At 71.2% G+C, this 19534-nt stretch carries 22 protein-coding genes and 7 tRNA genes; 14 read left to right on the top strand and 15 right to left on the bottom strand.

Going from position 1 to position 19534, the window contains the following annotated elements; translation table 11 throughout:
- Positions 1-3: 3 nt before the first annotated feature.
- The gene (locus ITX44_RS35720) at positions 4-324 is read left to right on the top strand and encodes a TFIIB-type zinc ribbon-containing protein (RefSeq protein WP_205363286.1); all 321 of its coding nucleotides are present in this window, start codon (positions 4-6) and stop codon (positions 322-324) included.
- Positions 325-516: 192 nt separating this feature from the next.
- Here the strand turns inward: ITX44_RS35720 and ITX44_RS35715 are convergent.
- The 5 genes from ITX44_RS35715 to ITX44_RS35695 all read right to left on the bottom strand — a co-directional run bounded on the left by ITX44_RS35715 (position 517) and on the right by ITX44_RS35695 (position 988).
- Positions 517-588, bottom strand: a tRNA-Val gene (locus ITX44_RS35715).
- Between the two features lie 23 nt (positions 589-611).
- Positions 612-683, bottom strand: a tRNA-Val gene (locus tag ITX44_RS35710).
- Positions 684-738: 55 nt separating this feature from the next.
- Positions 739-810, bottom strand: a tRNA-Val gene (locus ITX44_RS35705).
- A 1-nt stretch (position 811) separates the two neighbouring features.
- A tRNA-Cys gene (locus tag ITX44_RS35700) sits at positions 812-885 on the bottom strand.
- Positions 886-915: 30 nt separating this feature from the next.
- A tRNA-Gly gene (locus tag ITX44_RS35695) sits at positions 916-988 on the bottom strand.
- A 222-nt stretch (positions 989-1210) separates the two neighbouring features.
- Between ITX44_RS35695 and ITX44_RS35690 the strand changes: the two genes are divergently transcribed.
- The 3 genes from ITX44_RS35690 (at position 1211) to ITX44_RS35680 (ending at position 4200) form a co-directional block, all read left to right on the top strand.
- The gene (locus tag ITX44_RS35690; RefSeq protein WP_307795638.1) at positions 1211-2371 is read left to right on the top strand and encodes a chorismate-binding protein; all 1161 of its coding nucleotides are present in this window, start codon (positions 1211-1213) and stop codon (positions 2369-2371) included.
- A complete protein-coding gene (locus ITX44_RS35685) occupies positions 2368-3189 on the top strand; it encodes an aminotransferase class IV (protein ID WP_205363285.1) in 822 nt (273 codons plus the stop codon). The genes ITX44_RS35690 and ITX44_RS35685 overlap by 4 nt, the downstream gene beginning before the upstream one ends.
- Before the next feature lie 189 nt (positions 3190-3378).
- Positions 3379-4200 (top strand): GNAT family N-acetyltransferase, encoded by an 822-nt coding sequence (locus ITX44_RS35680; protein ID WP_205363284.1) that lies wholly within the window; start codon positions 3379-3381, stop codon positions 4198-4200.
- 129 nt (positions 4201-4329) lie between these two features.
- On the opposite strand, the gene ITX44_RS35675 is transcribed toward ITX44_RS35680, so the two are convergent.
- Entirely contained in the window at positions 4330-4839 is a 510-nt protein-coding gene (locus tag ITX44_RS35675) for a DsbA family protein (protein WP_205363282.1), read from the bottom strand.
- A gap of 250 nt (positions 4840-5089) precedes the next feature.
- Between ITX44_RS35675 and ITX44_RS35670 the strand changes: the two genes are divergently transcribed.
- A complete protein-coding gene (locus ITX44_RS35670; RefSeq protein WP_205363280.1) occupies positions 5090-5566 on the top strand; it encodes a hypothetical protein in 477 nt (158 codons plus the stop codon).
- 199 nt (positions 5567-5765) lie between these two features.
- Complete coding sequence (locus tag ITX44_RS35665; protein ID WP_205363331.1) at positions 5766-6011, top strand: hypothetical protein; 246 nt, start codon at positions 5766-5768, stop codon at positions 6009-6011.
- 39 nt (positions 6012-6050) lie between these two features.
- Here ITX44_RS35665 and ITX44_RS35660 read toward each other — a convergent pair whose 3' ends face one another.
- Both ITX44_RS35660 and ITX44_RS35655 read right to left on the bottom strand, forming a co-directional pair.
- The gene (locus ITX44_RS35660) at positions 6051-6608 is read right to left on the bottom strand and encodes a CGNR zinc finger domain-containing protein (protein WP_205363278.1); all 558 of its coding nucleotides are present in this window, start codon (positions 6606-6608) and stop codon (positions 6051-6053) included.
- A 203-nt stretch (positions 6609-6811) separates the two neighbouring features.
- A complete protein-coding gene (locus tag ITX44_RS35655) occupies positions 6812-7225 on the bottom strand; it encodes an SsgA family sporulation/cell division regulator (RefSeq protein WP_003959770.1) in 414 nt (137 codons plus the stop codon).
- 334 nt (positions 7226-7559) lie between these two features.
- On the opposite strand from ITX44_RS35655, the gene ITX44_RS35650 reads away from it, so the two are divergent.
- The 3 genes from ITX44_RS35650 (at position 7560) to ITX44_RS35640 (ending at position 8298) form a co-directional block, all read left to right on the top strand.
- Positions 7560-7631, top strand: a tRNA-Val gene (locus ITX44_RS35650).
- 12 nt (positions 7632-7643) lie between these two features.
- A complete protein-coding gene (locus ITX44_RS35645) occupies positions 7644-8189 on the top strand; it encodes an SRPBCC family protein (RefSeq protein WP_205363277.1) in 546 nt (181 codons plus the stop codon).
- A 37-nt stretch (positions 8190-8226) separates the two neighbouring features.
- A tRNA-Val gene (locus ITX44_RS35640) sits at positions 8227-8298 on the top strand.
- 154 nt (positions 8299-8452) lie between these two features.
- Here the strand turns inward: ITX44_RS35640 and ITX44_RS35635 are convergent.
- From ITX44_RS35635 to ITX44_RS35625, 3 genes are read right to left on the bottom strand one after another with little or no spacing between them, the layout of a single operon-like run.
- Complete coding sequence (locus ITX44_RS35635; RefSeq protein ID WP_205363318.1) at positions 8453-8722, bottom strand: helix-turn-helix domain-containing protein; 270 nt, start codon at positions 8720-8722, stop codon at positions 8453-8455.
- Positions 8723-8727: 5 nt separating this feature from the next.
- Positions 8728-9135, bottom strand: coding sequence for an ATP-binding protein (locus tag ITX44_RS35630; protein WP_205363276.1), 408 nt, complete (start codon positions 9133-9135; stop codon positions 8728-8730).
- Positions 9125-9529: a hypothetical protein gene (locus ITX44_RS35625; protein WP_205363275.1), complete on the bottom strand. Its 405-nt coding sequence runs from the start codon at positions 9527-9529 to the stop codon at positions 9125-9127. Before ITX44_RS35625 ends, ITX44_RS35630 begins: the two co-directional genes overlap by 11 nt.
- Before the next feature lie 308 nt (positions 9530-9837).
- On the opposite strand from ITX44_RS35625, the gene ITX44_RS35620 reads away from it, so the two are divergent.
- Entirely contained in the window at positions 9838-11133 is a 1296-nt protein-coding gene (locus ITX44_RS35620) for a helix-turn-helix domain-containing protein (protein WP_205363274.1), read from the top strand.
- A gap of 240 nt (positions 11134-11373) precedes the next feature.
- Here the strand turns inward: ITX44_RS35620 and ITX44_RS35615 are convergent, their stop codons facing one another.
- The gene (locus ITX44_RS35615) at positions 11374-12105 is read right to left on the bottom strand and encodes an HAD family hydrolase (RefSeq protein WP_205363273.1); all 732 of its coding nucleotides are present in this window, start codon (positions 12103-12105) and stop codon (positions 11374-11376) included.
- Between the two features lie 284 nt (positions 12106-12389).
- Entirely contained in the window at positions 12390-12668 is a 279-nt protein-coding gene (locus tag ITX44_RS35610; protein ID WP_205363272.1) for a hypothetical protein, read from the bottom strand.
- Positions 12669-12929: 261 nt separating this feature from the next.
- On the opposite strand from ITX44_RS35610, the gene ITX44_RS35605 reads away from it, so the two are divergent.
- Positions 12930-13802, top strand: coding sequence for an alpha/beta fold hydrolase (locus ITX44_RS35605; RefSeq protein WP_205363271.1), 873 nt, complete (start codon positions 12930-12932; stop codon positions 13800-13802).
- Positions 13803-13817: 15 nt separating this feature from the next.
- Here ITX44_RS35605 and ITX44_RS35600 read toward each other — a convergent pair whose 3' ends face one another.
- A complete protein-coding gene (locus ITX44_RS35600) occupies positions 13818-14549 on the bottom strand; it encodes an exonuclease domain-containing protein (protein ID WP_205363269.1) in 732 nt (243 codons plus the stop codon).
- Between the two features lie 214 nt (positions 14550-14763).
- Here ITX44_RS35600 and ITX44_RS35595 point away from each other — a divergent pair, with 214 nt between their 5' ends.
- The 3 genes from ITX44_RS35595 (at position 14764) to thrS (ending at position 18823) form a co-directional block, all read left to right on the top strand.
- The gene (locus tag ITX44_RS35595) at positions 14764-15333 is read left to right on the top strand and encodes a DUF4365 domain-containing protein (protein WP_205363267.1); all 570 of its coding nucleotides are present in this window, start codon (positions 14764-14766) and stop codon (positions 15331-15333) included.
- 37 nt (positions 15334-15370) lie between these two features.
- Entirely contained in the window at positions 15371-16564 is a 1194-nt protein-coding gene (locus tag ITX44_RS35590) for a hypothetical protein (RefSeq protein ID WP_205363264.1), read from the top strand.
- A 276-nt stretch (positions 16565-16840) separates the two neighbouring features.
- Positions 16841-18823, top strand: a complete 1983-nt coding sequence (thrS, locus tag ITX44_RS35585; protein ID WP_205363262.1) for a threonine--tRNA ligase — start codon at positions 16841-16843, stop codon at positions 18821-18823.
- An 11-nt stretch (positions 18824-18834) separates the two neighbouring features.
- Here thrS and ITX44_RS35580 read toward each other — a convergent pair whose 3' ends face one another.
- Positions 18835-19509, bottom strand: coding sequence for a potassium channel family protein (locus ITX44_RS35580; protein WP_205363260.1), 675 nt, complete (start codon positions 19507-19509; stop codon positions 18835-18837).
- Positions 19510-19534 lie beyond the last annotated feature (25 nt).

The following is a 19534-nucleotide window of genomic DNA, read 5'->3' as shown; positions in this document are numbered from 1 at the left end:
TTCATGGTCTGCCCGAAGTGCCACGGTCACATGCAGACGTACAACCGCAACGGCGTCCAGATCGAGCAGTGCGGCAACTGCCGCGGCATCTTCCTCGACTTCGGGGAACTGGAGGCGCTGACCCGGCTCGAGGGCACCTGGTCCCAGCCGGCCCCGCCGCCGCAGGCCTACCCGGCCCCGCCCGGCTACGGCCAGCCCGCCGCCCCCGTCTGGGGCGCCCAGCACCACGAGGGCGGCCACTACGGGGGCCACGGGCACGGCCACAAGCCGCACCACCACGAGCCGCACCACGAGAGCTTCATGCACATGCTCTTCTCGTCCTGAGCCGCCCCGCGTGACCCGGCGCCCGGAAGCACCCGCGCTTCCGGGCCCGCACGACGTACGACGTCCGACCCGGAAGAGGCCAAGGGGGGTGCGGGTGGCGAAGCCCCCACCCTCGCGCGACGAAGTCGCGCAGAAAACGATGAGGGCGACGTGGCTCGCGCTTTCCGCGAGCACACGCCGCCCTCCAACGAATGGACGATACTGGGATTGAACCAGTGACCTCTTCCGTGTCAGGGAAGCGCTCTCCCGCTGAGCTAATCGTCCGGGAGCAGCCCCGCAGGGCCACGTGCGCGATACTGGGATTGAACCAGTGACCTCTTCCGTGTCAGGGAAGCGCTCTCCCGCTGAGCTAATCGCGCGGGGGTGGTACCAAGTGGTGGTGCCGAGTGGTGCGAGGACCCCAGCGGGGGCCAGTGGACGATACTGGGATTGAACCAGTGACCTCTTCCGTGTCAGGGAAGCGCTCTCCCGCTGAGCTAATCGTCCTTGGAGGTGGAGACGGGATTTGAACCCGTGTAGACGGCTTTGCAGGCCGTTGCCTCGCCTCTCGGCCACTCCACCAGCGCGGGGACCTGGACGACCCCCACATCGAGCGGACGACGAGATTCGAACTCGCGACCCTCACCTTGGCAAGGTGATGCTCTACCAACTGAGCCACGTCCGCAGGCGTGCCGTGGAACCTGCTTCCTGGTTCCTCGGCGACGACTGAACTCTAGCGGATTCCCGGTCCAGCTCAAAAACCGGTTTCCGCAGCGTGCCGGGCCAATGACAAGCAGTTGACGCCGCAGCGGCCCGCCGGGTGCCCCGCGCGAGGGCGCCCTAGACTCGGTCAGGGCCCTTCGGCGACCCCTTCGAGGGCCTCTTCGACGACCACCCGGGGAGCACCGTGCCCGACCTCGCCCCCATGGCCCGTTTCGGCGGTCTCGTCGCCTCCGACCTGCGGGATGTCACCGACGACCTCGCCGCTCTGGACTCCTCGGGCTTTTGGGCGGTGGCCGCCGGATTCGAGGGCCGCACCGTCTGCGCCCGCTTCGGCGACGTCCGCCCGGCCGCGTCCGCAACTGCCCCCGCCCCCACCGCCTGGCACGGCCCCGACCCGGCCGCCTGGACCTCCTCCATGGACGGCGAGACGTATCGGGCCGGGGTACGGGAGATCCGCGCGCGCATCGCCACCGGCGAGGTCTACCAGGTCAACCTCTGCCGGGTGCTGACCGCGCCGCTGCCCGCCGCCGCGCCCGGACAGCGGGGAGAGCAGGCCGTCCACGACATCGACGCCCTGACCGCCGTCCTGGCCCGCGGCAACCCGGCCCCGTACGCGGGCACCATCCGGCTGCCCGGGTACGGCGTGGAGATCGCCACGGCCTCGCCCGAGCTGTTCCTGCGCCGCCGCGGGGACGTCGTGGAGTCCGGCCCGATCAAGGGCACCGCCCGCACGGCGGCCGAGTTGCTGCCCAAGGACCACGCCGAGAACGTGATGATCGTCGACCTGGTCCGTAACGACCTCGGCCGGGTCTGCGCCACCGGCTCGGTCACCGTGCCCGCACTGTGCGCGCTCGAACCGCACCCCGGCCTGGTGCACCTGGTGTCCACCGTGCGCGGCGAACTGCGCCCCGGTGCCGGCTGGCCCGAGCTGTTCGCCGCCGCCTTCCCGCCCGGCTCGGTCACCGGCGCCCCCAAGTCCAGCGCCCTGCGGGTGATCGGCGACCTGGAGACCGCGCCGCGCGGCCCGTACTGCGGTGCGATCGGCTGGGTGGACGCCGACCGCCGGACCGCCGAACTCGCCGTCGGCATCCGCACGTTCTGGATCGACCGGACCGTGCCCGGCGGCCCGGTGCTGCGGTTCGGCACCGGCGCGGGCATCACCTGGGGCTCCGACCCGGACGGCGAGTGGGCCGAGACGGAATTGAAGGCCGCGCGGCTGCTGGCGGTAGCGTCGGAGGACGGGGACCGCGCCGCCGGGCCGGTGCCCGGAGCAGCACCGGGAACAGCAGCAACAGCAGCACACGGAACAGTTGCACAGGGAACAAGTGAAGGGATGTTGCGGTGACCATCTGGGTGGACGGCGCGCTGCGGGAGTCCGCGGACGCCACCGTGTCGGTGTACGACCACGGCCTGACGGTCGGCGACGGCGTGTTCGAGACCCTGAAGGTGCAAGGCGGCCGTCCCTTCGCCCTGACCCGGCACCTGAACCGGCTGGCCCGCTCCGCCCGGGGCCTCGGCCTGCCCGACCCCGACCTCGACGAGGTCGCCCGCGCCTGCGCGGCCGTGATCGAGGCCAACCCCATGCCGGCCGCGCGGCTGCGCGTCACGTACACCGGCGGCCGCTCCCCCTTCGGTTCCGAGCGCGGCGACGGGCCCGCCACCCTGGTCGCGGCCGTCTCCCCGGTCACCCTCGGCCCGCCGCCCACCGCGGTGGTCACCGTGCCCTGGACCCGTAACGAGCGCGGCGCGCTGGCCGGCCTGAAGACCACCTCCTACGGCGAGAACGTGGTCGCGCTGGCCCGGGCCCGCGAGCAGGGCGCCACCGAGGCGCTGTTCGCCAACACCCAGGGCCGGCTGTGCGAGGGCACGGGCTCCAACGTGTTCGTCGTGCTCGGGGGGCGCCTGCTCACCCCGCCGCTGGGCTCGGGCTGCCTGGCCGGGATCACCCGCGAGCTGGTCCTCGAATGGTCCGGCGCAGAGGAGGCCGACCTGCCGCTGGGCGCGCTGGCCGAGGCCGAGGAGGTCTTCCTGACCTCCTCCACCCGCGACATCCAGGCCGTCCAGCGAGTCGACGGCCGCGACCTGCCGGCGGCGCCCGGCCCGGTCACCGCCAAGGCCCAGCGGATCTTCGCCGAGCGCTCGGCGGAAGACGTCAATCCGTAATCCGTGACGCCGCCGCCGGGGGCCGGCTCCCGAGGCCCCCCGCCCGGCCGGATCGCGGCGCGCCGCCCTTCCGAGCCGTCCCGAGCCGTCCCGACAAGCGGAACATCGCCGCCCCGGCCGCCACCAGGCGGTAGAACGGCAGGGAAGCGCGCGGTGAAGGGCGCGGGTGACGAGGGCGGGAGCAGGAGCATGACGACGACCCTGAGGCCTCAGGGACCCGAACGAAACGGGACGGACGGCGCGCGGGGGCGTTCGTACGCCGTGTGTGTCAACGGGCGCCCCGTGGGCCGGGTGGACCTGACCGCCGGGGACCGGTTCGGCCCGGGCGTGGGCCACATCGACGGCCTCGTCGTGGACCAACGGGACCGCGGCCGCGGCCGGGGCACCGCCGCGGTGCTCGCCGGCGAGGAGGTGCTGCGTTCCTGGGGCTGCCGCATGGTGCAGGTCGGCGTGCCCGGGGACGCTCCCGAGGCGCTGCGGATGGCGCTCGCCCTCGGCTACACCGAGCACAGCCGCCACATGGAGAAGCCGCTGACCGGCGGGCCGGTGACCCTGCCCGCCGGCAGCACCGTACGGCCCCTCGCCGCGCAGGAGTACGGGCCGTGGCTGGAGCGCGGCGAGGAGGAGTTCGTCGAGGCGCTCATGGAGTACGGGCTGGACCACGAGGAGGCGCAGTCCCGGGCCGACGCCGGTGTGGCGGGCCTGCTCCCGGACGGTGCCCCCGCGCCCGGCACCGCCCTGCTCGCCCTGGAGCACGAGGGGCGGACCGTCGCCCGGCTCTGGCTGCGCACCAGCGAGCCCGCCTGGGTGCTCCAGGTCGAGGTCGAGCCGGGCGACCGGGGCCGGGGTCACGGCCGCGGCATGATGCTCGCCGCCGAACGCGAGGCCCGCGCCGCGGGGGCCGACGTCCTCGGCCTGAACGTCTTCGTCTCCAACACCACGGCCGTACGGCTCTACGAATCGCTCGGCTACCGGCCGGTGCGGCGGCACTTCACGAAGGCGCTGGGCTGATTCAAGAGCTGGGCTGAATCGAGGACCGTGCTGAACCAAGGGCTGGGCTGAAACGGAGCGGCTGCCGAAACGCTGTGCCGGATCGGCGCGCGGGTTGGCGCGTCGGCCGAATCGGCCCCCGGCCCGCGTTCAGCCGCGCTCGGCGATCAGCTTGTCGGCGATCGCGATGATCCGCTCGCGCAGCCCTTCCTGGTTCTTGGAACCGTCCAGCAGTTCGCCGCCGATCACGTACGTCGGGGTGCCCTTGACGCCGATCGCCTTGCCCTCGGCCTCGTCGGAGTCGACCACCAGCAGGTGCCGGCCGTCGACCAGCGCGGTGTCCACTTCCTCGGTGTCCAGGCCGAGTTCCGCGGCCACCTCGACCAGCACCGGCTCGCCCCGCCCGTCCAGCTCCTCGACCCGGGCCAGCACCGCCTCCGCGTAGGGCCAGCCCGTCCCCTGCGCGTACGCCTCCTCGTACGCCTGCGCCGCCGCGAGCGCGTGCTGGTGGCGTTCCAGCGGGAAGTGCCGGAGCTGGATGTCGAGCGCGGCGCCGTACCGCTCGCGCAGCGCGTGGAGGTCGGTGAGGGCGGTGCGGCAGTCCGGGCACTGCAACTCGCACCAGACTTCGAGGACGACGGGGGAAGCGGGGTCGGTCATGGGAGAAGTCTCCCACCTCGCGGGGGAGCGCTCTCCCGCGTCGCGGTCCCGGGCGGTCACCGGGCCGGGCCTCCCACTCCGGAAGGAGGGCGCCCGGGACTTGCGGAGGAGATGTCCCGGAGATTCCCCTGAACCGTCGCCCGGACCGTGGCCGCCGGGCAGGGTCCGGGCGCACGATGGAGGGACGAATGCCCGCGCCGGGCCGCCGCAGACCCGCGCGGGCCGCCGTACTGCCCCCGGAGGCCGCGGGATGCTGACCAACGTACTGTGCGCCGCGCTGTCCGCGGCCGGCCTGGCCGTCGCGCTCCAGACCGCCTACCGCCGCCGTTTCCTGCGCGCCACCAGGATCGCCGCCGCGTCACTGCTGCCGGTCGGCCTGGCCATGGCGGGCCTGGTCACCCTCGGCCGCCGGATCGGCACCGCGATCGGCGACTGGGCCGCGGACCTGGTCTTCAAGCCCACCGTGTGGACCGGCTTCGCGGTCCTCGCCTGCGCGGCGCTGCTGTACGGGATCACCCGGCTGTTCTCCGGCCGCGCCGTGGACGGTGGCGAAGCCGCGGGGAACCGGGCCGAGCGCGCCACCGCGACCCTGCCCGGCACCGCACCGTCCCCCGCGCTGCCGTCCGGCGACCGGCCGGGCCGCTCCAAGCGCCGGGGCAGCGGCGGCACCAGCGGCCTCCCGGAGTTCTCGGAGGTCGAGGAGATCCTCAAGCGCCGGGGCATCTGACCGCTCCCCGTCCGGCCGGCCCGCGGAATCAGGCCCGACCGACGCACACTGCGGGGCCTCCACAAGATCGCAAACGACGTACGGTATCCGGGACGAGCCGTCTCGGCATGTGAGTCCGCGATGCGAGACCGCAGGTAAACACCGGTTTAAGTCTGCGTGTTGGGCCCCACGTGATCATGAGCTGCGCGATCATCGGGCTGTGCTCCCCACCCCCGTCGAAGACCACGCCGACCCCTCACCGGGCCCCGCGGCCTCCGCGGTCTCCCCCCTCCCCGCACCGCGGCAGGGGGCAGCCCCCGCCCAGGCGGCGGCCTCGGCCGCGGCTGCGGCCGACGAACCGAAGGGGTGCCTGTACGCGCTCTCCCAACCGCCGCTGATGCTCTTCCTGTGCGTGATCGGCGGGCTGATCGGGGCCGGCGCGGCGTGGGACCTGCTCTTCCTGTGAGCCGGTGAGGCGATGAGCCCGTGAGGCGATGAGCCGCCGTCAGGCGGTGGCCTCGCGGCGGCGGGCCCGGTACGCGGCCACGTGCAGCCGGTTGCCGCAGGTGCGGCTGTCGCAGTAGCGGCGGGAGCGGTTGCGGGACAGGTCCACGAAGGCGCGGCTGCAGTCCGGGGCGTCGCACCAGCGCAGCCGTTCGCGTTCACCGGCGACGATCAGGAAGGACAGCGCCATGCCGCAGTCGGCGGCCAGGTGGTCGGCGAGCGAGGCGCCGGGCGCGAAGTAGTGCACGTGCCAGTCGTAGCCGTCGTGGTCGGTCAGCCGCGGCGTGGTCCCGGCCTCGGCGATCATCGTGTTCAGCAGCCCCGCGGCCCGGTTGTCGTCCGTGGCGGTGAAGACCTCGGTGAATCTGCCGCGCACCGCCTGCACCGCGAGCACGTCGTCCTGCTCGAGCCGGCCGACCTCGCTGACCTGGTTGCGCTCCACGAAGCCGCGCAGCGCGGCCACGTCGCCGAGCGCCTCCCGGCCGTCGATCAGCGGCTGGGTGTTGACCAGGTCCACCACGCTGTCCAGCGCGCACCTGGTGTCATGGTTGATCAGCACGGAACGCTCCTGCCGTGGTCCGACGGCTGCGGGTTCCGGTGACTTTAGCGCGCGAGAGCCGCCGCCGTGGGCCTGCGACGCCACGGTGACGGCTCTTGCCGGTCGCGCGCCGGGCGGCAGGGCGGAGCGGCCCCGCTGCCGGCGCGGCTGGTCGGGTCCGGGCGTCCCCCCGAGTAGGACGGCCGCGGACGGCGGAAGGGAGCTCAGCTCTCCGCGAGGATGTGCGAGAGCTCCGTGTCGAGGTCGAAATGGCGATGCTCGGTGCCGGGCGGCACAGCGGCGTCCGTCCGCTTCAGGAAGGACTCCAGGGCCCGCGCCGGGGCCTCGAGCAGTGCTTCGCCCTCCGGGGAGCTGAGGGCGATGCAGACGACGCCCTGGCCGTGGCTGCGGGACGGCCAGACTCGGACGTCGCCGGTGCCCGTGGGGCGGTGCAGCCCCTCGGCGAGCAGGTCGCGGGCGAAAACCCATTCGACCGTCTCTTCGGCACCGGTGTGGAAGGTGGCGTGCACGGCATACGGATCGGCCGTGTCGTACCGCAAGCCCGCGGGGACGGGCAGTGAGGATTCGCTCGACACAACGAGGCGCAGGTGCAGCTCGCAGCTGACCGTGGTGTTCATAAGCGCCAGGGCCTTTCGCTCAGTGTGCGCTCGGGGATTCGCACGTCGGCGAAATCGACATGCCACCTGCGGGGACGTTGTAAACCCCTCTGAGCGGTTTGTGAGGCTTCTGGTACCTCGTCCGGCTCATCCCGCGGGCCGTCCGCAGGGCCATTTCGGTGAGTGCCGGAGAAACCGCAGGTTTGGGAATCCGACTGCGGACAGTGACGACCGGTGGGCGTGTCGTACCGTGGGCGGGCTTCGGAGTGACCCGGGACGGCCGGCGAGCGAGGCGCCGCGGCCGGCCGTGGGTGGTCGGGAGCCCGCTCCGGGTGGGGTAAAGTTGATCTCGCAAGCGCGATTAGCTCAGCGGGAGAGCACTTCGTTCACACCGAAGGGGTCACTGGTTCGATCCCAGTATCGCGCACACACTTGTCCCATGGACTGGAGTCACTACCGCTTCCGCAGCGTGTGGCACCTCGATGCCGAGCCCGACGCCGTCTACGGCGTCCTCGAACGCCCGGACGCCTATCCCGGGTGGTGGCCGCAGATCCGTGAGGTGCGGCAGACCGGTGAGACCACCGGCGTCCTCAGGTTCCGCTCACTGCTGCCGTACGACCTCGTCGTCGCGGCCCGCTCCACCCGCCACGACCCCGAGGCCCGCGTCCTCGAAATAGCGATGACCGGCGACCTCGACGGCTGGGTCCGCTGGACCGTCCTCCCCGCGCCCACCGGCACCCGCCTCCTCTACGACCAGGAGGTGGTGGTCCGCAAACCCCTGATGCGCTTATTGGCGGTCCCCTGCCGCCCCCTCTTCCGCGCCAACCACGCCCTGATGATGCGCGCCGGCCACCGCGGCCTCCGCGCCCGCCTCACCCTCCCGCCCGCCATCCCGAGCCCGACCCGGCCCCCGGACCCGGCCGTGTTTCCCCCCGCGTCCCCGGCATTTCCCCCGCCCGACCCCGACCAGGACCATCTCGTTTGAACCCCACCCCCCACCGCCTGTATGGTTCTCACGTCCCGGGCGATTAGCTCAGCGGGAGAGCACTTCGTTCACACCGAAGGGGTCACTGGTTCGATCCCAGTATCGCCCACGAGATCGAGGGTGAGATGTGCTCGCGGAAAGCGCGAGCCGTCTCGCCCTCGTCGTTTTTGCTCGGCTTCGCCTCGCGTGGCGGGGGCGTCGCCACCCGCACCCCCGACGCGGCCCCGGCGGTCGGCACCTTGCCGCGGCGTTTCCTTCGTACGTTATGGAGCCCTTCGTGCGGGTGGGGGGCCTGCCTCCTGGCGCTTCCGCTCCAGTACCACCGGTGGACAGTTCAACGCCTCGGCTATCTTTGCCAGGTTGGCAGGGGTGGCGTTCCGCCATCCCGACTCGATTTCACCCATGAGCTGTTCTGAGATGCCGACCGCCTCGGCGAGGGCTCGTTTGGTGAGCCCGCACTTCTCGCGTGCCCAGGTGACCGCTGCTGGTTCGTGGTGCAGCGTGCTCGGACGGTGCCGCTTGGATGTGGCCATCAGCGTCACACCAACGCGATGATGCACCAGACGACTTTGCCGCCTGTCGGAAGAAGGTAGTAGTCCCACTCCTTGGAGATCTCGCCCACGATGAACAGACCCCGACCGCTCTCCGCGTCCTCGGACATCGTCGTGTTGGGAACGGGCGGGTGGTCGCTGGGATCGGCCACTTCCGCGATGACCTGTGATTCGTCATGCCGAAGTGTCAGCGTGAGATGGGCCTCGGGCGTGTCGGGTGCGACATGTTGCACGGCGTTGGACACCAGCTCGCAGACGGCCAGCTCGGTCGTGTCGATCCGTTCGTCGGCGACCTGCCAGGCGCTGAGGACATCGCGGACGTGACGCCTTGCCCACGGCGTGGCTTCGGCCTTGGCGTCGAGTTCGAGGGTGCTGACGTAGCGCTCAACGGTCATGGTCGTCTGCCCCAACAGCCTGTGCCGGCTGACCCGTGACGGCCGCCTCGCTGGCGAGCCACACCGTGCCACGGATCCTGTCTGCCAGCTCTTCGCGCATGTAGGCCGCGACCACGGGGTCGTGGTGGAAGTGGTCGGCGCTCAGCACCAGGACGTTGGTGACACCTTCGGAGCGGCAGCTCATGACGAGTTCCATCCAGATGTCGAGGCGTTCACTGGGGCGTTCCTCGTGGTGGACGCCGGCCAGGCTGAGACCTTGGTCGACCGAGAAGGCCACCAGTGCCGCGACCGCTTCCCGTACGGCTGCATCGTCCATGCCGGGAAGACGCCGGAGGTAGGCGAACGCGGCAGTGAGGTCGCCTTCGGGGCGTGGTTGAAGTGCCACAGTGGTCATGCGGTTGCTCCTGTGCCTGGGGGCTGGGCCATGGGGAGCGTGGCCCGAGGCGCCACCTGGGCGTCACGACGGCGCTGTATAGGGCGGCCATACGCCGGACGTATGGACTGCCGGACACGGCGCGGCTACTGTCCGTAGGCTCGGCCTTTGGCACCGGCAATAGGGCGGCCTTGGGGTACGGAATGGCACAGCAGGTCCGGTACTGCTCCTGCGGTACGCGGCTGGCCCGCGACAACCGGGGCACATTGTGTGCTTCCTGCCTGCGGCGACGGGAGGTCACGCTCGTTAGCCACCCGCCACAGGTACCGGTGGAGTTCTGGCAGGACGACCGGCTGCGCGAAGCGCTGGCGAGCTGGCACATGGGTCAGGTCTTCTACGCCTACCGGGTCCACCCCTGGCACGCCCGGGTCGTATCGCAAGAGACGCTCGCCGGGTGGCTGGGGCTCACCCAGGCGCAGCTCAGCCGGATCGAGAGCGGTACCGCACCGCAGGATCTCGGCAAACTTATGAGTTGGGCGCATAGCTTGCGGATTCCGGGCAACCTACTGTGGTTCAAGCTTCGCCGCGAGCCGCTGCCGATGCAACCGACCCCGGAGCGCACAGAACAGGCTGCACGTAAGGTTCTGCTCGACATGATCACGCCTGGCGGCGATTGGCTGCCGCTGTCCAACGACGCACCGGAGTATGGCGTATCCGGGCTCAGCGGTATGTCGTTGCAGGCGACCGGCGAGCATCTGTTGCGGACCTTTCTCCACTTGGACGACGAGTTGGGCGGCGACAGTCTCTACGTCCCGCTCACGAAGTACGTGGCGCGGATGGCGGTCAGCGTGAAGGCCAACCCCCGTGATGGCCTCGCCGCATACGGCCAGTTGAACCAGATGGTCGGCTGGCTGTCGCTGGACGCCAACAAGCACGCCCACGCCAAGCGGTACTTCGCTACCGCGATCGAGGTTGGTCACGAAGTTGGTGATCCGGGCCTGGTAGCGAGTGCGCTCGGCTACATGAGCTTGCAGGAGACGTACAGGGGGCGCTCGCAACCGGCGCGTTCGCTGGCACAGATGGCGTTCGCGGTCACGACGGATCGGCTGACGCCGCTGATCAAGACTGTCATAGGCGCGCGACTGGCGCGTGCGCACGCCTCACTGGGCGATGAGGAGTGCCTGCGAGTGCTCGACGCCGTGCAGGCCGACTTCGCCCAAGAGGGCCGAGACGAAGAACCGCCGTACGTTACCTACGGCGATGCCGTTGAGGTCGCGGCACAGCGGGGCGCGTGCTACCTCGACTTGGGCATGACGGACGAGGCGATCACGGCGTTGTCCGAGGCGCTCGACCTACTGAGCACCAGAGCGCCGAACCGGGCGCGTGACCGCGTGCACTATCTGTCGCGGTTGGCGAAGTGCTACATCTTGGACGGCGAGGTCGAGCGCGCTTGCCAGATCGGGCACGACGCCTTGGCACTCAGCCAGACGATCGGGTCGGCGCGGATCACGGAGCGGCTCGGGGAGCTGGACACGGCCCTGGCGCCTTACCGCCAGCTCCCCTACGTACAGGAGTTCAAGGAGCTGTTCCGGCTGGTGACGTCCGAGGGGACCGTAGCCTCATGAAGCGATGGGTTGGCTCCCTTACCCGGCTCGATACGCGCCTCTCCGCGGTCCGGTTTCACGCCCGAACTGCCAGCGGTAGCGCTCGACGCGAACAAACTCGGACCCATCCTCAAGCGTCTGCCGCATCTCGGCGAGCGTGGGGAGGTCGTCATCCGCGAAGTGCTCGTGAAGCAGCCTGAACCGAGTTTCTGCCGGTACGCCCAGCAAGAAGCGTGAGGCGGGCCTGCGAGCGCAGGAGGACTAGGCTCCGGCGTGGACCAGAAGTCGCTCTATGGTGCTGTACTCGGTGAGCGAGCGCAGCACGACATCCGCTCCGGCGTTTGCCAGCTCCTCAACAGAGCTACGACCGGTGGCCACGCCCACCGCCACGGCGTCAGCGTCATGTGCGCCACGGATGTCGTGCGGAGTGTCCCCGATCACGATGACGTGCCCGTTCGGGAAGGTGTTGCCGTACTTGGCGGTCGCCCGAGCACGTGCTTCGCGTACCAGGTCGGCCCGGTCGCTGCCATCATTCCCGTAGCCGCCTACTGCAAAGTCCAGATGCTCGGCGAGGTCGAGCGCTGCCAGCTTGGTCTCCGCGATGGGCCGGATGTTGCCGGTGACAGCCGATTGCACGACGCCTCGCTGGGCGAACGCTGAGATGGCTTCGCGGGCACCGGGCAGGTCTTCGCCGACCTCCCGCATCCGCCGGGCAAGCTGGTGGGCAGCTTCGGCGAGGGCCGCGTAGAAGTCGTCGTACAGCGCTTCTGGCTGCTCGACCCCGTTGAGCCGCAAGGTCTCCACCATGATGGCCTGCTCAGTGCGGCCGTTCATGTCGGCGAGCGAAGCCAACGGCTGGCCGGTTACGTGCTCGAAGGCTTTGGCGTAAATAGTGCGGCTCACGCCGCCCCCGATGCTCACGAGGGTGTGGTCGACATCCCAGAGGAGGAGGGCGGTGGAGGGCTGGCTGGCGTCCACGGCGTCGAGGGGCATGGAGCAAGCGTAGAGGTACGATGCTCGATCACGGTCAGCGCCGACGCGTGGCTCTCGTTCTACCGGCGGTGTGTCCGGCCCCCGGCAAGGTGGCGACAGGGTGCCGGAGGCCCTGGAGCGGGGCCTTTGTGTTCCAGAGGTGAGCCTCGTCGCCCACCAGCAAGAAGGCGGGACCTGTCCGCAACAAGCGCGGACAGGTCCCGCCTTCTCTTTTGTTGCGTCCCCGGCGCACCCCAGCGGGGGATGCGCCGCCGGTGCGGCCGCGGGAGAGGCCGCGGGCAGGGTCAGGCGGGCTCGTCGATGAGGCGGGCCAACTCGGGTGACCGCGGGGCGAAGACGTCCAGCATGCCTATCGCCCGTACTGCCGGTACGAGTTGACGGATCTGCCTGACGACGGCGTCGTGGTCGGGGGTGCCGGCGGTCAGGTCGTCCAGTGCCTTGACATTGGTGACGAAGGCCATGATCGAACCCTTGCGCACGCTGGTCCCGTTGATGACCGCGCTGTCGACGCCGGCCGGCAGTACGTCCTCGGGACGGACCGGTGCCTCGTACTTCTCGTACATGGTGTTCTCCTCTCCAGCGCACGTCTGTGCGCTGTCGCCGCTCACGGCTCTTTGTCAACTCGCCTGCCCCACCAGTCTCTTGTGACACTCGGGTTTCTCGCGGATGCGGCCGGAGTTTCCGGGCCCGTCACGCAGGGTGGAGGCCGGTGCTCCCGGCGGATCACGGTGCCGGTTCTGCGGCGCCGGCACCGCGGCCGGCCGGCGCGGTCGACGACGCGGCACCCGGCCCCGCGGTCCGCGCCCCGGGAGTACGTTCTCCCCATGACGACCCTTCACCTCGCGGACGGGCGGACGCTGGAGTACCTGGTGGCCGGTCCCGCCGACGGAACCCCGCTGGTGCTGCACAACGGCACCCCGTCCGCGGCGATCCTGTTCGCCCCGATGGTGGCCGGCGCCGCGCGGCACGGACTGCGGGTCGTGGCGTACAGCCGGCCCGGGTACGCCGGTTCGTCGCCGCAGCCGGGCCGTACGGTTGCCGCCGTGGCCGCCGATGTGGCGGCGCTTCTGGACGAGTTGGGCGCCGATCGGTTCCTCACCCTGGGCTGGTCCGGGGGCGGCCCGCACGCGCTGGCGAGCGCCGCGCTGCTGCCGGACCGGTGCCTGGGCGCCGCCACCGTGGCCGGCGTCGCCCCGTACGGAGCCGAGGGCTTGGACTGGTCGGCGGGCATGGGCGCGGAGAACCTCGCGGAGTTCGCCGCCGCCGTGGCCGGGCCGGGCCCGCTGACCGACTACCTGACCGGCGAGGCGCCTGGCCTGGCCGAGGTACGGGCGGAGGAAGTGGCCGCCGCTCTGGGCGACCTGGTCTCCGAGGTGGACCGCAAGGCGCTCACCGACGAATTCGCCGAATACACCGCGGCGGCCTTCCGCGCGGCCGTCTCCGGCGGCATCGCCGGCTGGCGCGACGACGACCTGGCCTTCGTCCAGGACTGGGGCTTCGATCTGGACGCCGTCACGGCCCCGGTCTCGGTCTGGCAGGGCGCCGAGGACCGCATGGTGCCCTTCACCCACGGCCGCTGGCTGGCGGACCGGCTGGCCGGCGCCACCGCCCACCTGCTGCCCGCCGAGGGCCACCTGTCACTGATGCTCGGCGCCTTCGACGACATCGTCGCCGAACTGGCCGCCCGCATCGCCTGACAACCTGACCAGGGGTCAGGCCGCCGCCGGGGACTGGGGAACGGGACGCAGCGGCCAGGCGGGGTCGGGGTGTTCGTCGGAGCCGTTGCGGGCGAACCAGGCCTCCAGGCCGCGGGACTGGGCCGCGTGCCAGACGGCCTGGCGGGCGTGGAGCTCGGCGGTGGCCAGGCCGTCCAGGCGGGCGGCGAAGCGGCGGCCGATCGCGCGGACCAGGGCGAGCGAGGCGGTCGCGTCGGCCGCCGCGTCGTGGGCCCCGTCCAACGGGACCCCGTAGTGCTCGCACAGGTCGGTGAGGGTACGGCGGCCCTTGCGGTAGCGGTCCAAGTGCTTGTCCAGCACTCGCGGATCGACCACGCACCAGGCCGGCCCGCTGAAGTACGAGCTGAGCGGGGTGTTCCGGTGCCGCAGCAACTCCCGGTCCAGCAGGGTGAGATCGAAGGGCGCGTTCATCACGACCAGCGGCACCCCGGCCGCGCTCGCCCGGGCCACCTCCTGCGCGATCTCCCCCAGCACCGGGGCGGGCGGCCGCCCGTACAGCCGCAGGAACTCCTCGGACAGGCCGTGCACCGCGCGCGCCGCCTGCGGCACCGGCACCCCGGGGTCGATCAGCCACCGGATCACCTCGGCCGGCTGGCCCTGCGCGGGCTCAACGACCAGCGCCGCGGAGACGATCCGGTCCGTCTCCACGTCCACCCCGGTCGTCTCGGTGTCGAACGCGGCCAGTGGCCCTTCGTACCAGAGTGGCATGACGTACTCCCCGAGGTTCGGTAAATAACGGATGTCGTGGGGATGTTCGGGAGAAGTACGGCAACTCCCTATCAAGGGTGTACCCATGACCGGACATCAACGAACCGGGATAGTTTGCAAGTTGTCGCAGGTGGGGAAGTTATGAACGAACGGGGAAACGTACGACTGCCGCACAGACGTACGGATCGAGGCACCATCAGGAAGGCTCGGAGCGATGGCGCTCGCCCAGCCCGGCCCCGGAGAGGACCTGCTGCCCGAACGGGCGGCGCCTCTGCGCGGCGGGCTCGCCATGACAAGTTCCATGGAGACGTTGCAAGTGGGCTATCTGCACGCGGTCGCCGCCGCGGCAGGCTGCTCGCTCGCCCAGCCCTTCCCGGACAACGGCATCGACTGGCACGTCAGTCACACCTCGCGGGCCCACGCGGTGGACGACGAGGTCACCATCAAGGTGCAGCTCAAATGCACCTACCAGGTCGCTCCGCACCCCCGCGGCCCGACCTTCGCCTTCACCCTCGAGAACGACCACCTGACCAAGCTCGCCCGCACCCCGGTGTCGGTGCACAAGATCCTGGTCGTGATGCTCGTCCCGCGCACCCAGGACGAATGGCTGCGGGCCAGTCACGACCGGCTGGAACTGCGGCACTGCTGCTACTGGACGAATCTGGCCGGGCACGCCGTGACCGGCCGGCACAAGACCACCGTGCGGATCTCCACCGCGCGGATCTTCGACGACCGTGCCCTGTGCGAGATCATGGCGCGGGTCGGGGCCGGAGGAAGACCGTGACCGGATCCGTCCGCGGGTCCACGACCGGAGGCAGACCGTGACCCACCTGACCGTCGACGAGCCCGGGCCACCGGACCCCGAGCGCGTCGACCCCGCCGTCCTGCTCGCCCTGCTGCGCCGCCACGGATGGCAGCGGCGCGGCGGGGCGGCCGGCCGCTACAGCCGCTGGACGCCCCCCGACGGCAGCACCGACACCAGCCTGCTGGTGCCCGAGGCCGGCCCGCCCGGCACCCGCCCCGTGTACGCCGACCACACCGAGCTGCTGGCGGAGGCGCTCACCGCGCTCGCCCGCTCCGCCGCCCCCTCCGCTCGCGACGTGCTGCGCGCCCTCAACGTGCCCGGCGACGAGATCCACTGGCGCCGCGAGGTGCCCACCCTCGGCGGCGCCGTGCCCTGGACGACCGCCGAGCAGCTGCGCGCCGGCGCCCGGGCCATGCTGCTGGCCGCAGCCCGCGCCGCCCTCCACCCGGCCGGCTACTTCGGCGAACGCCACGGCGGGCAGGCCGCCGCCTTCCTCGACCAGGTCCTGGTCGGCCCCGCCCCCGCCGCCCACCTGCTGACCGCCTACACCCCCGTACCCGAGGGCCGGCCCGCCGCCGGCACCCTGCTGCGCGCCCTCCAGGCCACCCGCGACGCGGTCGACTACCAGCGCGCCACCGGCGGCATGGACGCCTTCGACGCCGCCGTCGGGCTCGGCGTCAGCCACGAACTCGCCCGCTCCCTGGTCAAGCTGGTCCGCGGCACTGAGGGCATCACCGTCGCGTTCGCCTGGTCACCCGCGGCCGGACCGCCGTACGGCTACCCGGCCCGCCCGGAGCCCGTCGAGTTCTCGCCCGGCGACCTGCCCGCACTCCAGGCCGCCGGCGACCGGTATCTGGCCCGGGAGCCCTCCGTCGCCGTACGGATCACCGGCACCGTGACCCGGATGCGGCGCCGCGCCCCCGACGGCGGCGGCACCGTACGGCTGCGGGTGCTCGCCGGCGCCGATGTCCGCCAGGTGCGCGTCAAGCTGGACGAGGAGGCGTACCGCATCGCCGGCCACGCCCACCTCGTCGGGCTCCCCATCAAGGTCAGCGGCCGGCTGGAGAGCCACGGCGGCTTCCGGCGGCTCGCCGAACCGGACGGGGTCGCCCCGGTCCAGCTCGAAGAGGCCGAACGCGACCGCATGCTCAAGGCCCTGCACGGCGGCGTCGGCACCTTCGAGGACGCCTGCGCGGGCGACCCCGACTGAGCCCCTGACCGAGCCCGGCTCGGTTTCCGACCCAGCCCCGGACCGGGCCCGTACCCGACCCCGCGACCGCCCCGCACCCCTGCGTACGGCCCCACCCGCTGTGACCACGGGTAACAGCGGGCCAATCCCTTCGCGGGCACGCCCGCGGGCTCGGTACGATTCACCGGTGCGGCCCCTGCCGCAAACCGCAGCACAGCGCCGCGGTGCCCACAGCACCACGGCGCCGCAGCAGCACAGACGGCGTCACGACGTCACGACTCAGTCAGGAGCAGACCGGTGTCAGACCTCCGAGTGATCATCAAGCGCGATTCCGCCGAACCGGAAGAGCGGCTGGTCACGACGGGCACGACCGCGGCCGAGCTGTTCCAGGGCGAGCGCGCCGTGGTCGCCGCCCGGGTCGGCGGCGCGCTGAAGGACCTCGCCCACCCCCTCGCCGACGGCGACGTGGTCGAGCCGGTGGAGATCACCAGCGAGGACGGCCTCAACATCCTGCGGCACTCCACCGCGCACGTCATGGCCCAGGCCGTGCAGCAGCTCTTCCCCGAAGCCAAGCTCGGCATCGGCCCGCCGGTCCGGGACGGCTTCTACTACGACTTCGACGTCGACCGGCCCTTCCACCCCGATGACCTCAAGGCCATCGAGAAGAAGATGCAGGAGATCCAGAAGCAGGGCCAGCGCTTCTCCCGCCGGGTGGTCACCGACGACGACGCCCGCGCGGAACTCGCCCACGAGCCCTACAAGCTGGAACTCATCGGTCTCAAGGGCGCCTCCGCCGGATCCGAGGACGGCGCGGACGTCGAGGTGGGCGGCGGCGAGCTGACCATCTACGACAACCTCGACGCCAAGACCGGCGAACTGTGCTGGAAGGACCTGTGCCGCGGCCCCCACCTGCCCAGCACTCGCTACATCCCGGCCTTCAAGCTGATGCGCAACGCCGCCGCCTACTGGCGCGGCAGCGAGCGCAACCCGATGCTCCAGCGCATCTACGGCACCGCCTGGCCCAGCAAGGAAGAGCTCAAGGCCCACCTGGACTTCCTGGCGGAGGCCGAGAAGCGCGACCACCGAAAGCTCGGCACCGAACTCGACCTGTTCTCCATCCCCGAGCAGATCGGCTCCGGCCTCGCCGTCTTCCACCCCAAGGGCGGCATCGTCCGCCGCACGATGGAGGACTACTCGCGCAAGCGGCACGAGGAGGAGGGGTACGAGTTCGTCTACACCCCCCACGCCACCAAGGGGAAGCTGTTCGAGATCTCGGGGCACCTGGACTGGTACGCCGACGGCATGTACCCGCCCATGCAGCTCGACGAGGGCACGGACTACTACCTCAAGCCGATGAACTGCCCGATGCACAACCTGATCTTCGACGCGCGCGGCCGCTCCTACCGCGAGTTGCCTTTGCGGCTCTTCGAGTTCGGCACCGTGTACCGGTACGAGAAGTCGGGCGTCGTGCACGGCCTCACCCGCGCCCGCGGTTTCACCCAGGACGACGCGCACATCTACTGCACCCGCGAGCAGATGGCCGACGAACTCGACAAGACGCTCACCTTCGTCCTCAACCTGCTGCGCGACTACGGCCTCACCGACTTCTACCTGGAGCTGTCCACCAAGGACGAGACCAAGTTCGTCGGCAGCGACGACGCCTGGGAGGAGGCGACCGAGACCCTGCGCAAGGTCGCCGAGAAGCAGGGACTGCCGCTCGTCCCCGACCCCGGTGGCGCCGCCTTCTACGGCCCCAAGATCTCGGTGCAGACCCGGGACGCGATCGGCCGCAACTGGCAGATGTCGACGATCCAGCTCGACTTCAATTTGCCCGCCAGGTTCAACCTCGAGTACACCGCCGCCGACGGCTCCCGGCAGCAGCCGGTGATGATCCACCGGGCGCTGTTCGGCTCCATCGAGCGCTTCTTCGCGGTGCTGCTGGAGCACTACGCCGGCGCGTTCCCGGCCTGGCTGGCGCCCGTGCAGGCGGCCGGCATCCCGGTTGGCGACGCGCACGTGTCGTACCTCCAGGAGTTCGCCGACGAGGCCAGGCGCAGGGGGCTGCGGGTCGAGGTGGACGCCTCCTCCGACCGGATGCAGAAGAAGATCCGCACCTGGCAGAAGCAGAAGGTCCCGTTCATGATCATCGTCGGCGACGAGGACATGTCGAACGGCACGGTCTCCTTCCGTTACCGCGACGGCTCGCAGGAGAACGGCGTCCCCAGGGACATCGCGCTGGCCAAGATCGTGGACGTCGTGGAGCGCCGCGTCCAGGTGTGATCCGCAGGACCTCAGGAAGCCCCCGGGAAACCACCCGGGGGCTTCTCGTCCTCGCGCGTGAACACCTGGAGCAGCCACGACGAGAAAGAACCCGTCACGGCGCCCAGCAGTGCCAGCCCGAGGAACATCAGCACCGCGGCGATCGACCGCCCGCCCGGGGTGACCGGGGTCACGTCCCCGTAGCCGACCGTGGTGAGCGTCGAGCAGGCCCACCACACCGAGTCCCCGAAGGTACGGATGGTCGCGTGGGGGGCGCCCCGTTCCTGCTGGTAGACCGCCAGCGAGGCGGAGAAGCCCAGCAGCAGCGCGGTCATCCCGGCGTACGCGATGACCCGCCCGTACAGGCTCAACCGCGGCTGGGCGCGGCGGCGCTGGATGACCTCGTAGAGGTGGACCGCGCGCAGCGGACGCAGCAGCGGCAGCACCACCACGACGGTGTCGAGGAAGTGATGGCGCATGTAGCCGGGCAGGAAGGGGTGGCCGCTCAGCCGCCACCGCACCACGTAGTCGGCCACGAACATCGACCAGGTCAGGCCGATGACGGCACGCAGCGCGTCGTGCACGGCGACCGGCAGTCCGGGATCGAGCACGTGCACGGCGTAGGCGCCCAGGTACACCAGGGACGTGACGAACAGCGGGACCTCGGTGCGGTTCTCCCATCGGGACAGGCGGCTGTCGGCGTCCATCCGGCCAGGATCGCGGGAGCCGCCC

The sequence above is a fragment of the Actinacidiphila acididurans genome (assembly GCF_016918855.1).
In the GTDB taxonomy this organism is placed as follows: Bacteria; Actinomycetota; Actinomycetes; order Streptomycetales; family Streptomycetaceae; genus Actinacidiphila; species Actinacidiphila acididurans.
This window is presented reverse-complemented; position numbering and strand designations above follow the sequence as displayed.

Excerpts from the sequence above, each read along its gene's own strand:
- ITX44_RS35720 (WP_205363286.1), top strand. The coding sequence starts at position 4 with ATGGTCTGCCCGAAGTGCCACGGTCACATGCAGACGTACAACCGCAAC.
- ITX44_RS35680 (WP_205363284.1), top strand. The coding sequence starts at position 3,379 with ATGACGACGACCCTGAGGCCTCAGGGACCCGAACGAAACGGGACGGAC.
- ITX44_RS35675 (WP_205363282.1), bottom strand. The coding sequence starts at position 4,839 with ATGACCGACCCCGCTTCCCCCGTCGTCCTCGAAGTCTGGTGCGAGTTG.
- ITX44_RS35670 (WP_205363280.1), top strand. The coding sequence starts at position 5,090 with ATGCTGACCAACGTACTGTGCGCCGCGCTGTCCGCGGCCGGCCTGGCC.
- ITX44_RS35655 (WP_003959770.1), bottom strand. The coding sequence starts at position 7,225 with ATGAACACCACGGTCAGCTGCGAGCTGCACCTGCGCCTCGTTGTGTCG.
- ITX44_RS35645 (WP_205363277.1), top strand. The coding sequence starts at position 7,644 with ATGGACTGGAGTCACTACCGCTTCCGCAGCGTGTGGCACCTCGATGCC.
- ITX44_RS35635 (WP_205363318.1), bottom strand. The coding sequence starts at position 8,722 with ATGGCCACATCCAAGCGGCACCGTCCGAGCACGCTGCACCACGAACCA.
- ITX44_RS35630 (WP_205363276.1), bottom strand. The coding sequence starts at position 9,135 with ATGACCGTTGAGCGCTACGTCAGCACCCTCGAACTCGACGCCAAGGCC.
- ITX44_RS35625 (WP_205363275.1), bottom strand. The coding sequence starts at position 9,529 with ATGACCACTGTGGCACTTCAACCACGCCCCGAAGGCGACCTCACTGCC.
- ITX44_RS35615 (WP_205363273.1), bottom strand. The coding sequence starts at position 12,105 with ATGCCCCTCGACGCCGTGGACGCCAGCCAGCCCTCCACCGCCCTCCTC.
- ITX44_RS35610 (WP_205363272.1), bottom strand. The coding sequence starts at position 12,668 with ATGTACGAGAAGTACGAGGCACCGGTCCGTCCCGAGGACGTACTGCCG.
- ITX44_RS35605 (WP_205363271.1), top strand. The coding sequence starts at position 12,930 with ATGACGACCCTTCACCTCGCGGACGGGCGGACGCTGGAGTACCTGGTG.
- ITX44_RS35600 (WP_205363269.1), bottom strand. The coding sequence starts at position 14,549 with ATGCCACTCTGGTACGAAGGGCCACTGGCCGCGTTCGACACCGAGACG.
- ITX44_RS35595 (WP_205363267.1), top strand. The coding sequence starts at position 14,764 with ATGGCGCTCGCCCAGCCCGGCCCCGGAGAGGACCTGCTGCCCGAACGG.
- ITX44_RS35580 (WP_205363260.1), bottom strand. The coding sequence starts at position 19,509 with ATGGACGCCGACAGCCGCCTGTCCCGATGGGAGAACCGCACCGAGGTC.